Source organism: Massilia agilis (genome assembly GCF_024756255.1).
In the GTDB taxonomy this organism is placed as follows: domain Bacteria; phylum Pseudomonadota; class Gammaproteobacteria; order Burkholderiales; family Burkholderiaceae_D; genus Telluria; species Telluria agilis.
Genome location: NZ_JANUHB010000001.1, coordinates 1,304,545 through 1,317,378, shown reverse-complemented (window position 1 = coordinate 1,317,378; position 12,834 = coordinate 1,304,545). Strand labels below are relative to the sequence as shown.

General features: G+C 66.3%; 9 protein-coding genes. 5 read left to right on the top strand and 4 right to left on the bottom strand.

The features are described from left to right. Positions 1-116 precede the first annotated feature (116 nt). The 4 genes from NX774_RS05955 (at position 117) to NX774_RS05940 (ending at position 3,327) form a co-directional block, all read left to right on the top strand. On the top strand, positions 117-506 hold the full coding sequence (locus tag NX774_RS05955; RefSeq protein WP_258821234.1) for a group II truncated hemoglobin: 390 nt from the start codon (positions 117-119) through the stop codon (positions 504-506). Between the two features lie 6 nt (positions 507-512). After that, positions 513-1,823 carry a DNA recombination protein RmuC gene (locus tag NX774_RS05950; RefSeq protein ID WP_258821233.1) on the top strand — a complete coding sequence of 437 codons (1,311 nt, stop codon included), beginning with the start codon at positions 513-515 and terminating at the stop codon, positions 1,821-1,823. Between the two features lie 27 nt (positions 1,824-1,850). Further along, complete coding sequence (blaOXA, locus tag NX774_RS05945) at positions 1,851-2,657, top strand: class D beta-lactamase (RefSeq protein WP_258821232.1); 807 nt, start codon at positions 1,851-1,853, stop codon at positions 2,655-2,657. A 133-nt stretch (positions 2,658-2,790) separates the two neighbouring features. Then, positions 2,791-3,327: an REP-associated tyrosine transposase gene (locus NX774_RS05940; RefSeq protein WP_258821231.1), complete on the top strand. Its 537-nt coding sequence runs from the start codon at positions 2,791-2,793 to the stop codon at positions 3,325-3,327. Positions 3,328-3,371: 44 nt separating this feature from the next. Here NX774_RS05940 and moeA read toward each other — a convergent pair whose 3' ends face one another. The 4 genes from moeA to NX774_RS05920 all read right to left on the bottom strand — a co-directional run bounded on the left by moeA (position 3,372) and on the right by NX774_RS05920 (position 10,952). After that, positions 3,372-5,309, bottom strand: a complete 1,938-nt coding sequence (gene moeA, locus NX774_RS05935) for a molybdopterin molybdotransferase MoeA (RefSeq protein ID WP_258821230.1) — start codon at positions 5,307-5,309, stop codon at positions 3,372-3,374. Between the two features lie 3 nt (positions 5,310-5,312). Then, positions 5,313-6,422 (bottom strand): GTP 3',8-cyclase MoaA, encoded by a 1,110-nt coding sequence (gene moaA, locus NX774_RS05930; RefSeq protein ID WP_258821229.1) that lies wholly within the window; start codon positions 6,420-6,422, stop codon positions 5,313-5,315. After that, entirely contained in the window at positions 6,415-7,776 is a 1,362-nt protein-coding gene (gene chrA / locus NX774_RS05925) for a chromate efflux transporter (RefSeq protein WP_258821228.1), read from the bottom strand. The genes moaA and chrA overlap by 8 nt, the downstream gene beginning before the upstream one ends. A gap of 185 nt (positions 7,777-7,961) precedes the next feature. Next, entirely contained in the window at positions 7,962-10,952 is a 2,991-nt protein-coding gene (locus tag NX774_RS05920) for an Rne/Rng family ribonuclease (protein ID WP_258821227.1), read from the bottom strand. Positions 10,953-11,591: 639 nt separating this feature from the next. On the opposite strand from NX774_RS05920, the gene NX774_RS05915 reads away from it, so the two are divergent. Then, on the top strand, positions 11,592-12,614 hold the full coding sequence (locus tag NX774_RS05915; RefSeq protein WP_258821226.1) for an RluA family pseudouridine synthase: 1,023 nt from the start codon (positions 11,592-11,594) through the stop codon (positions 12,612-12,614). Positions 12,615-12,834 lie beyond the last annotated feature (220 nt).

The following is a 12,834-nucleotide window of genomic DNA, read 5'->3' as shown; positions in this document are numbered from 1 at the left end:
TACGGATGCAGGCCCTGCCGCGGGCGGTATTTGGAGATGTTGAACGCGTGGGCAGCCAAGCTGCCCACCCTACCGGTGAGCCCCACGGCGCGCGGCGGCTGCGCTATCATCACAGGATGAGTGACGCACCTACCCCTTACGAAATGATCGGCGGCGAAAGCCGCCTGCGCGAACTGGTCGACCGCTTCTACGACCTGATGGAGCTGGAGCCGGAGTTTGCCGGCATCCACGCAATGCACCCGAAACCGAACGACAGCTCGCGCGAGAAGCTGTTCATGTTCCTGTCCGGCTGGCTGGGCGGGCCTGACCTGTTCATCGAAAAGTACGGCCACCCGATGCTGCGCGCGCGCCACCTGCCGTTCGCCATCGGCAGCAGCGAGCGCGACCAGTGGCTGCGTTGCATGGCCTGGGCCATGCAGGACATCGGCATCGACGAAGAGATGCAGCTGCGCCTGATGCAGTCGTTCTACAACACCGCCGACTGGATGCGCAACAAGGCCGGCTGAGCGCACATGACAGACACCCACTTCCTGATCCTCGCCGCGGCGCTTGCGGCCATCATCGTGCTGCAGCTGGTCGCGCTGTTGCGCAAAGGCGGCGGCCAGCTGGATCGGGTCGAGCGCGAGCTGCGCCTGGAAATGCAGGCGAGCGCGCAGGGCACGCGCCAGGAAGTGTCGGCCCACCTCGCGCAAAACCAGGCGGCGATCGTGCAGCAGTTGGAATCGATGCGCCAGCAGATCCAGCTGCACGCAGCCGGCGGGCGTGAAGAACAGGCGCGCGCGCTCAAGCGCTTCGCCGATACCCTCAACCAAGCCATCGCCGCCCTGACCGAATCGAACGCGCAGCGCATGCTCGAAGTGCGCTCCACGCTGGAAACCAAGATCCGCGACCTGCAGGCCGACAACGCCAAGCGCCTTGAAGAGATGCGCCAGACCGTCGACGAAAAGCTGCACGCCACGCTCGAAACCAGGCTCACCGAATCGTTCCGCCACGTGTCCGAACGGCTGGAAAAGGTCCACCAGGGGCTGGGCGAAATGCAGCAGCTGGCGGTGGGCGTGGGGGACCTCAAGCGCGTGCTCACCAACGTGAAGACGCGCGGCACCTGGGGCGAAGTGCAGCTGGAGATGCTGCTGGAGCAGGTGCTCACGGTGGACCAGTACGCGCGCAACGTCGAGACCGTGAAGGGCACCAACGCACGGGTCGAATTCGCCATCAGGCTGCCGGGCGCGGTCGAAGGTGGCGCGCCGCTGTGGTTGCCGATCGACGCCAAGTTCCCGAAGGAGCAGTACGAACGGCTGGTGGACGCCGCGGAGCACGCGGACGCCGATGGGGTCGCGCGCGCGGGCGCCGAGCTCGAACGCGCGGTGCGGCTGGAAGCGAAGACGATCTGCGAGAAGTACGTGTCGCCGCCGCAGACCACCGACTTCGCGATCATGTTCCTGCCTACCGAAGGGCTGTACGCCGAAGTGATGCGGCGGCCCGGCCTGGCCGACGACGTGCAGCGCACGCTGCGGGTGATGATCGCCGGTCCATCGACGCTGACCGCGCTGCTCAACAGCCTGCAGATGGGCTTCCGTACCCTGGCGCTGGAAAAGCGCTCGTCGGAAGTGTGGCAGGTGCTGGGCGCGGTCAAGACCGAGTTCGGCAAATTCGGCGACGTGCTGGCGGCCACCAAGGCCACGCTGGAGCGCGCCGCCAAGAACATCGAAAGCGCGGAGGTGCGCAGCCGCCAGATGGCGCGCAAGCTGAAATCGGTGGAAGCGCTGCCGAGCGAGGCGGCCCAACTGATGCTCGGGGCCGAAACGGTCGATCGCGACGAGTAAACCCAACCAGGTTCGAAGGAGCGAAGGATGCACAACCGGATTGCGCTGTTTCTCGCGGCAGGCATCGTTGCGCACGCAGCTGCGGCGCAGGACGTCGTCCAGTGTACTGTGATGGCGGATGCGGCCACCGGCGCGATCCTGATCCGCCAGGGCCAGTGCGACCAGCGGGTCACGCCGGCATCGACGTTCAAGATCGCCATCAGCCTGATGGGCTACGACAGCCGCCTGCTGCGCGACGAGCATACGCCGGCACTGCCTTTCAGGCCGGGCTATATCGACTGGCGGCCAGAATGGCGAGCGACGACCGACCCCGCGAGCTGGATGCGCGACTCGGTCGTGTGGTATTCGCAGCAGGTCACGACGGCGCTCGGGGAGGAGCGCTTCCAGGGGTACGTGCGTGGTTTCCAGTACGGGAACCAGGACGTGACCGGCAGCCCGGGCAAACCTGGCCTGACCTACGCATGGCTCGGTTCATCGCTCAAGATCTCGCCGGATGAGCAGGTCGGGTTCTTGCGCAGGCTCGTGAACCGCCAGCTCCAGGTAAGCCCGCAGGCCTATGAAATGACGGGCCGCATCACCAGGGTGGGGTACGCCAACGGCTGGGAAATCCACGGAAAGACGGGCACGGGCTTTCCGGTGCTGCCCGACGGTAGCGCGGATGACGCGCACGCATACGGCTGGTTCGTGGGCTGGGCGAAAAGGGGCGACCACGTGGTGGTCTTTGCGCGCCTGGTACAGGACCAGAAACGCGAACCGGTGCCCGCCGGCCTGCGCGTCAGGGACGGCCTGTTGCGAGACCTGCCGGGAATACTTGGTTCGCTGAAGACCGGTTGACCGCAACCGTTACGTAGGGTGGGCACTTGTGCCCACGCGGGAACGCGTACGCCAAGCGTGGGCACAAGTGCCCACCCTACGATTTTGATTTCGCGCATTAGGCCGACGCCGCCATCATCTACGATGGCGCATCATGTCCCGCTACCGCCGCGTCATTGGCAGCACCTTCTTCTTCACCGTTGTCGCGTATCGTCGGCGGGAGATCCTGTGCGACGAGCGTATCCGGTGCGCGTTAAATCAGGCCATCCGACTGGTTGCCTCGCAGCGACCGTTCGCCATCGATGCGTGGGTGCTGCTGCCTGATCACATGCACGTCATCTGGACGCTGCCTGAAGGCGACCATGATTTTTCCACAAGGTGGTCTGAAATCAAACGCTTCGTTTCAACAAATTGCGGTGGCGCCTTTCATCGTCCCGTCATGCAGACAGAGGCTGCCGTCGCTCGTCGCGAATCGACAATTTGGCAGCGGAGATTTTGGGAACATCGGATTCGTGATGAACACGACTTGGAAATTCACATGGACTATGTGCATTTCAATCCGGTTCGCCATGGATACGTGACGAGAGCGGATCAGTGGCCATTTTCGACATTTCATCGCTATGTCAGCCAAGGAATGTATCCAGTTGATTGGGGCGGCAACGCCCGGGTGAGCGGTTACGATCTCGAATAGTGTGGGGCGCGTGGGCACAAGTGCCCACCCTACACGCCGTGGATTCAGACCAATCCCTCGAACGGCAGCACGTCCACCATGTCGCCGGCCGCGACGCTGCCTTGTTCGTCATGCAGCACCACCATGCAATTTGCCTCGGACATCGAGCGCAGGATGCCCGAGCCTTGCGAGCCGGTGATGCGCACCTGCGGCATGCCGTCCTCGCCGCGCGAGAGGATGCCGCGCTGGTATTCGGTGCGCCCCGGCTTCTTGCGGATCGCGCCCACTGAGCGCGCCTTCAGCAGCTCGAGCGGCGCTTCGGCGCCCATCATGCGCAGCAGCGCATCGCGCGCGAAGAAGTAGAACGACACCATCACCGCGACCGGATTGCCGGGCAAGCCGAACAGGAAGGCGCTGTGGCCGTTCGAGCTGATGCGCCCGAACGCGAGCGGGCGCCCTGGCCGCATGCCGATCTTCCAGAACGTGACGTCGCCCAGCTTGCCCATGATTTGCTTCGTATAGTCCGCCGCGCCAACCGACACGCCGCCCGAGGTGACGATGGCGTCCGCGTTTTCGCAGGCCGCGCGCAGCGCATCTTCGAGCGCCTGCGGATCGTCGCGGACGATGCCCATGTCGATGATGTCGCAACCCAGCCGCTGCAGCATGCCGTAGATGGTGTAGCGGTTGCTGTCGTACACGCAGCCTTCGTCCAGCGGCTGCCCGATCGAGCGCAGCTCGTCGCCGGTGGAGAAGAAGGCCACGCGCAGGCGGCGCTGTACGGGCACTTCCGCCACGGCGAGCGATGCGAGCAGGCCAAGGTCCGCGGGGCGCACGATCTTGCCCTTTGCGAGCGCGGCGCTGCCGGCCTTCAGGTCTTCGCCGGCCAGGCGCCGGTTGTCGCCCACGCGTACCGTGCCCGGCGGGATGGTCACGCTGTCGTCGGTGGCAGTGGTGAACTCCTGCGGCACCACCGTATCGCAACCGGCCGGCATGACACCGCCGGTCATGATGCGTACGCATTCGCCCGGGCCCGGCGCCACGTCGGACGGGCGGCCGGCGTACGCGGTTGCGATGACGCGCAGCGTAGTCGGGACGTCGGCCGCGAGATCGCCACCGCGCAGCGCAAACCCGTCCATCGCCGAGTTGTCGTGGGCGGGCACGTTGAAGGGCGAAACGATGTCCTGCGCGAGCACGCGGCCCAGCGCCGAGCGCAGCGCGACCTGTTCGACGGCGCGCACCGGCGTGACGAACTCACGGATGATGCGCTGCGCGTCGCGCACCGGCAGGGCATTGGGATCGTAGCCGGACACGCAGCTGGCGACGTCTTGTAGGGTGGGCAGCTTTGCTGCCCACGCGTTCAAATCCGGCATGCTCTGTTCGGACGCGTGGGCAGCACAGCTGCCCACCCTACGCGCTGCCGCATCGAGCTCGTCCAGGGTATTGATGTTGCGGAACGCGTCGGCGTCGTCGAACAGCACCTCGACTGCCTTCAGGTCCTTGTACCAGCCGTCCATCTTGCGGCCGCCGGCGGCCAGGTAGCCCGACAGCACCGGCAGCAGGCTGGTTTTGACGAGGCAGAACACCGGGTGCGGCTGGCGCAGCATGCCCGGCTCCTGGGTCGCCGCGAACGCGAGGTCCGCACCTTTAGCCTGCAGCGCGGCGAACAGGCGCTCGGCCAGGTCGGGCGGCAGGAAGGGCGAGTCGCACGGCGCGGTCAGCACGTAGTCGGTGGTGGCGCGCCGCATGCCGGCCTCCAGGCCTGCCAGCGGGCCGGCAAAGCCAGGCGTGTCGTCGGGCCAGACGGGCACGCCGAAACCGGCCCAGGTGTCCAGGTTCTGGTTGGCGTTGATGGCGACCGAGGCCACCTGCGGCGCCAGGCGCTCGAGCACGTGCGCCGCCATTGGCTTGCCGCGAAACGCTTGCAGCCCCTTGTCCACGTGGCCCATGCGCGTGCCGCGTCCGCCAGCGAGGATCAGCCCACTGATCAATGCTTGTTCTTTCATTTGTTATCCGCCGATGTAGGACATTTCGACTTTTTGCGCGCCGCCGCGCAGGGTAGCAGTATGGATGGTGCGGGTCTCGGAATAGCGGTCCGCGCGCGCGCGCCACAGCTGGGCGATCGCGTTGGACATCTCGAGGTCGCTGCGGCCGTCGCGCAGGAGCGCGCGCAGGTCGTGGCCGCGGGTGGCGAACAGGCAGGTGTACAGCTGTCCTTCGGTGGACAGCCGGATGCGGGTGCAGTCGCGGCAGAAGGCCTGGGTGACGCTTGAAATGAGGCCAATCTCGCCGCTGCCGTCCAGGTAACGCCAGCGCGTGGCGGTCTCGCCGTGGTAGTTGGGTTCGACCGGTTCGAGCGGCATCTCGGCGCCGATGCGGCTGGCGATCTCGCGCGATGGCACCACGTCATCCATGTTCCAGCCGTTCGATGCGCCCACGTCCATGAACTCGATGAAGCGCAGGATGAACGGCGTGGCCTTGAAGTGGCGCGCCATCGGCAGGATCTGGGCGTCGTTCATGCCGCGCTTGACCACCATGTTGACCTTGATCGGTCCCAGCCCGGCGGCGTGCGCGGCCTCGATGCCGTCGAGGACGTCGGTCACGGCAAAGTCAACGTCGTTCATGCGGCGGAAGGTGGCGTCGTCGAGCGCGTCGAGTGACACGGTGACGCGGTCCAGGCCTGCGTCCTTGAGCGCGCGCGCCTTGCGGGCCAGCAGCGAGCCGTTGGTGGTCAGGGTCAGGTCGAGCGGGCGGCCGGATGGCGTGCGCAGGTCGCGCAGCATGCCGACCAGGCGTTCGATGTCCTTGCGCAGCAGCGGTTCGCCACCGGTCAGGCGCAGCTTTTCCACGCCGTGCTCGACGAACAGCCGCGCCACGCGCGTGATCTCTTCGAACGAGAGCAGCGATGCGTGCGGCAGGTAAGGGTAGTCCTTGTCGAACACTTCCTTGGGCATGCAGTACACGCAGCGGAAGTTGCAGCGGTCGGTGACGCTGATGCGCAGGTCGTGCAGCGGGCGCGCGAGGGCATCGTCCACGCGGCCGGTGGGCGCCTGGAGAACGGCAGGGACAGGCAGGGAACCGGTCCGCGTATCGTTCAGCATGATGATTTTTTCAGCCATGCCAATACGATAGCACGAGGCCCGCCACGGCACAGGCGGCGATCAGCGGGATGGTACCGATTTTGTAGCGGAAAAGGGCGATGCAGGCGGCCAGGCCGATGACGATGGCGGCCGGCTGGAGCTGACCGCCGGCGAAGAACACTTGCCCGCCGAAGAACACGGCCAAGCTGGCGATCACGCCGACCACCGCCGCCGAGATCGCGGTCAGCGGGGCGGTCAGGTGCAGGTTGCCACGGGTGGACTCGACCACCGGGCCGCCGGCGAGGATGAACACGAACGACGGTATGAACGTGAACAGCGTGGCCACCGCCGCGCCTGCCGCGCCAGCGGCGGGCAGGGCGGCCGGCCCGAACAGCGCATGGGTCCAGCCGCCGACGAAGCCGACGAAGGCCACAATCATGATCAACGGCCCGGGTGTGGTTTCGCCGAGCGCCAGGCCGTCGATCATCTGGGGCGCGGAGAGCCAGCCGTAATGGTCCACCGCGCCTTGCACCACGTAGGGCAGCACCGCGTAGGCACCGCCGAACGTCATGAGCGCGGCCTTGGTGAAGAACCAGCCCATCTGCGCCAGCGGACTGTGGACGCCGAACAGCCAGGCCAGCAGCAGCCACGCGGACATTGCCAGCGCGGCGCCGGCCAGCACGACGGTGGCCAGGCGGCGCCAGCTGAAGAGGGCATGTGCGGGCGTGGGCGTGTCGTCGTCGATCAGGGCAGGGCCATATGACGTGGCGTTGCCGGGATGGGCGCCACCGAGGTCGAACCGCTGTGGCGACAGGCGCGCCCCGGCAAAACCGGCCAGCGCCGCGCCCAGCACGATCAGCGGGAAGGGCATGCGCAGCACGGCGATCGAGACGAAGGCGGCCAGGGCGATCGCCGCGAGTACGGCGTTCTTGATGGTGCGGCTGCCGATGCGCCAGGCCGCGGCCAGCACGATGGCGACCACGGCCGGCTTGATGCCGTACATGACGCCGGCGACGGCAGGGACGTGGCCGAACGCCATGTAGATCCACGACAGCGCGATCAGGATCGCAAGCGAGGGCAGCACGAACAGGGCGCCGGCGATGATGCCGCCAGCCGTGCGGTGCAGCAGCCAGCCGATGTAGATGGCCAGCTGGGTGGCCTCGGGGCCCGGCAGCAGCATGCAGTAGTTGAGGGCGTGCAGGAAGCGGCGCTCGGAGATCCAGCGGCGGCGTTCCACTAGCTCGGTGTGCATCAGCGCGATCTGGCCGGCCGGGCCGCCAAAGCTGATGAAGCCGAGCTTGAGCCAGTACCAGAAGGCTTGGCGGAGCGTAACGGGCTGGGGCGCCGGCGGGTTGGGTTGCCCGCTTCTACGGATACTCGCGTGCGTGTTCATGTTCGTGCACTTTGACTCGTAGGGTGGGCACTTGTGCCCACGCGTTTCTCACACGACATCAATCAACGGTACGACGGGCCACGGCCGCGTATCGCCGCGTGGGCTCGAGAGCCCACCCTACAAAAAATTAACAGCCGCGTGGCAAGAAAAAGGGAAGCACGCGGCTTCCCTTTTTTACTTACCGCTTACTGGCGGGTGTCCACCTGGATCAGCGGCTCGTCGACCGGGGGCGGGGCCTGGCGGCGGGTGCGGCGCACCGGAGCCGGCGGTGGTACCTGGGCGGCAGCCTCCTGCGCGGCTTTCAGCTTCTCCGGATCGGTCGCGGCCAGCTGCAGGCCGGCAGCGCTCAACAGTTGATTGAGATCTGCCACAGGCGCGGGCGCAACCGCTACGGCCGGCGCGCTCACAACGACGGGCTCGGCGGGCTTGGGCTGCGCCACGGCTTGCACAACCGGTGCGGCGGGTTGCTCAACCGGTGCGCTCGGCTGCACGGCGGGTGCCTGTTCAGCCGGGGCAGCTGGTGCGACAGCAGCCGGTGCGGGGGCAGCCGGAGCCGCCGGTTTCACACCCATCAGCGCGGCGGTCGGGAAGAACCAGGTCGTCGCGCTCGGCTGCGGCACGCCAGCCGCCTTGGCCGGGGCTGCCGGGGCGGCCGCGGCAGGAGCGGCCTTGGCTGCCATCGATGCTGCCGTCGGGAATGGCCACGGTTCGCTGGCTGCGGCGCGGGCCTGTGCTGCCGGCTTTGCGCGCTTTGCCTCGGCCTGCACCTTGGCGGCTTCCTCGTCGGCAACCGGGGCGAATGCCGGCGTTGCTTCCTCCTCGGCGCCTTCGACGCCTTCGGCCTGCTCGCGCTCGCGGCGGTTGCGGTTGCGGCCACCACGACGGCGGCGGCGGCGCGGCTCGTCACCACCCGCTTCACCCTCGCCGGCCGGGCCGGCAGCGGCCACATTCACTGCATGCTCGAGCTCGTCACCATGCGGGGCGCTTGCGGTTTCAATCTCCTCGACCGGGATGGCGTTCTGGACTTCGTTCGGCTCCTCGGCCTTGGCCTCGACTGCCGGGAAGCGTTCGCCGCGTGCGCGTTGCGGGCGCTGGCCGCGCTCGCCGCGTTCGGCGCGCTCACCACGTTCCGGACGCTCGCCACGCTCGGCGCGCGGCGCTGCTGCGGCTGCCTGCAGCTCGGCGGTCTCGCGCGGTTCACGCGACTGGCGTTGCTGGCGCTGGCGGCCGCCCTTGGCTTCCGCTGCTTCAGTTGCCTTGGCCGATTCGTCCTGCGGTGCCTTGGCGACCGGTTCGCGCTCCTCGCGCTCGCGCCCACCCTTGCCGTTACGGCTGCGGCCGCGCTGGCCACGGCCGCCGCGTTCGCCACGCTCGCCGGCAGCTGCCGCGGCCGGCTTGGCCGGGGCCGCGGGCGCGGGAGCAGGTGCCACCGGTGCCGGGCCGCCAAAGAAGAAGTTGCGCAGGCGCGCAAAGAAGCCGGCTTCGGCCGGCGCGGCGGCGACCGGTGCGGGCGCGCTTGCCGGGGCGGCGGCCGGCTTGGCCGCTTCGGTGCGGTCCACCATCGGGGCCGGCTGGGCCGGGGTGATGGTCTTGACCACGGCTTCCTGGCGCGGACGCGCTTCTTCCTTCTGGCGCTTGGAGAAGCCCATGTCGGTTTCGGCGGTTTCGGCCAGGGTGTAGCTGGCTGCCGCTTCTTCCAGGCGCGGGTCATCGTGCTTGATGCGCTCGAGCTTGTAGTGCGGCGTTTCCAGGTGCTTGTTCGGGATCAGGATGACGGCGATGCGGTGGCGGTTCTCGATCTTGAGCACTTCGCCGCGTTTTTCGTTGAGCAGGAACGCGGCCACGTCGACCGGCACCTGCACGTGGATGGTCGCCGAGTTCTCCTTCATCGCCTCTTCCTGGATGATGCGCAGGACCTGCAGGGCGGACGACTCGGTGTCGCGGATGTGGCCGGTGCCGGAGCAGCGCGGGCAGGTCACGTGCGAGCCTTCGGACAGCGACGGGCGCAGGCGCTGGCGCGACAGTTCCATCAGGCCGAAGCGCGAGATTTTGCCCATCTGCACGCGTGCACGGTCGTGGTGCAGCGCGTCCTTCAGGCGCTGTTCCACTTCGCGCTGGTTCTTGGCCACTTCCATGTCGATGAAGTCGATCACGATCAGGCCGCCCAGGTCGCGCAGGCGCAGCTGGCGCGCCACTTCATCGGCCGCTTCGCAATTGGTGTTGAAGGCGGTGGTCTCGATGTCCGAGCCGCGCGTGGCGCGCGCCGAGTTGACGTCGATGGACACCAGCGCTTCGGTGTGGTCGATGACGATCGCGCCGCCCGAAGGCAGGGGCACCGTGCGCGAGTACGCGGTTTCGATCTGGTGTTCGATCTGGAAACGCGAGAACAGCGGCACGTCGTCGCTGTAACGCTTCACGCGGTGCACCATGTCGGGCATCACGTGGCTCATGAACTGGTGCGCCTGGTCGTAGATCTCGTCGGTGTCGATCAGGATCTCGCCGATGTCCGGCTGGAAGTAGTCGCGGATCGCGCGGATCACCAGCGAGCTTTCCTGGTAGATCAGGAACGCGCCCGGGGCCGACTTGCCGGCGCCTTCGATTGCGCGCCACAGCTGCATCAGGTAGTTCAGGTCCCACTGCAGCTCTTCGACATTGCGGCCGATGCCGGCGGTGCGGGCGATCACCGACATGCCCTGCGGCAGGTCGAGCTTGTCCATGGTTTCGCGCAGTTCCTGGCGCTCTTCGCCTTCCACGCGGCGCGACACGCCGCCGCCGCGCGGGTTGTTGGGCATGAGCACCAGGTAGCGGCCGGCCAGCGAGATGAACGAGGTCAGGGCCGCGCCCTTGTTGCCGCGCTCTTCTTTTTCGACCTGCACCATGATTTCCTGGCCTTCGCGCAGGGCTTCCTTGATGGTGGCGTTGCGCACGTCCACGCCTTCGCGGAAGTACGAGCGGGCCACTTCCTTGAACGGCAGGAAGCCGTGGCGCTCTTCGCCATAGCTGACGAAGCAGGCCTCGAGCGAGGGCTCGATGCGGGTGATGACACCCTTGTAGATGTTGGACTTGCGCTGTTCGCGGCCAGCCGTTTCGATATCGATGTCGATCAGCTTCTGGCCATCGACGATTGCTACGCGCAGCTCCTCCTGCTGGGTAGCATTAAACAACATGCGTTTCATTTTTATAAACTCCGCGACCCGTAGGCCGTTCCAGGCCGCCTTGCCAAAGGGCGGCAAAAGTACAAGGAAGCACGCGGGGAGGGGAGTGTCGGAGGGTGAGTATGCCCTACTCCTGCGGCGAGGCGACGCAACGCGTCGCCGCCCGCAACAGGGCGCGGATGGACATCAATCGTTATTGCCGAGCGCACTGTGCGCAACCTGCAGCTCCTGCATGCGGCCCTGTGGGCGGCACGGCCAGAAGCCGGGGCGATGTGCTAAAACCAGCCAAACCGTAGCCAGCGAACACCAAGACTTCGAAACAGGCGATAGAATCAGCCTTTATTCACGAGCCTTCTGGATGAGGCCTACATCGGGTCGGGCGAAAACGGCAAGCGTTATCGACGCCATCAACCAGCGAGCCACCGGGGGGCGGCTTGCCGGTACTTATCCTTAATTTCCAAACAATCCAATCCGGCATCCCTGGCGCGCTGCCCGGCTGCAACTGCGGTGCAACCCAAGTTCGCGCAGGAATGTGCGTACAGTTATTTCCCCATCGAGTGCATTTTTTGCGGGGCCGACGGGGACGCCCCTGTGTAAAATATCGTTTTAATTCTTACACCAGCAGAGGTTTGACCGCCGCCTGTCGATTATATATTCAAAATGAAGGACTTAAAGAGAATTTCTGGGAAGACAGAGGAAACGAAGGCGCAAAATGCTGTTGTTCCCCCTTCATCGCAGGCAGCGCAACAAGTGCGGCTGGTGACAATTACCGAGGAAGAGGCGGGGCAGCGTATTGACAACTACCTGCTGCGCGTCTGCAAAGGCGTCCCCAAGAGCCATGTTTACCGCATCCTGCGCTCCGGCGAAGTGCGCGTGAACAAAGGTCGTATCGATCAGCTGTACCGGCTGGTCGAAGGCGACGTGGTGCGCATCCCGCCGGTGCGGCTGGCCGAGCGCAGCGCGGCGGCGCCGGTACCGGGGGCCGAATTCGCGATCCTGTTCGAGGACAGCCACCTGCTCGTGATCGACAAGCCGGCCGGCGTGGCCGTGCACGGCGGCTCGGGCGTGTCGTACGGCGTCATCGAGCAGCTGCGCGCGGCGCGGCCGGAGGCGAAGTTTTTGGAGCTGGTACACCGGCTCGACCGCGAAACGTCGGGATTATTGCTGCTGGCGAAGAAGCGTTCGGCCCTGACCAATTTGCACGAGCAGATGCGCGAAGGCCTTACAGACAAGCGTTATCTTGCTGCCGTGTATGGTGACTGGCGCAACAAGCGGCAGCACGTCAAGCTTCCGCTGCACAAGTTCACGACCCCGGACGGCGAGCGCCGCGTGGTGGTGCAGGCGGGCGGGATGGAGTCGCACACCGTGTTTACGCTGCTGCGCAAGTGGGAGCGGTTCGCGTTGCTGGAGGCGGAGCTGAAGACCGGCCGGACGCACCAGATCCGTGTTCACCTGGCGTCCAGCGGCTTTCCGATCCTGGGTGACGACAAGTACGGCGATTTTGCGCTCAACCGCGCGCTGCAAAAGGCGGGGGAAGACCACGGGCCGCTGCGCAGGATGTTCCTGCACGCGCACCAGATCACGTTCACGCACCCCGATTCGGGCAAGGAAATCACCCTGAAAGCGCCCTTGCCGCCAGAGTGCGAGCGTTTCTTGGTAAGCTTGGGGCAAGCGAAGACGTAGGGTGGACATGGTCCCGTAGGGTGGGCGCTCGGCTGGGCACTGCCCAGCCTCTCCCTGCCCACGCGTCCAAACGGTGCTTGCTGTGATTGAACGCGTGGGCAGACAAGCTGCCCACCCTACAAGAGCTGCCAGGGTCCGCACCCACGCGTTTGTCGCATGGTCACAAAACCCACCTACCATTACATAATATAAAGAGGAGCTGGCTGCGATCAGCCAGGAG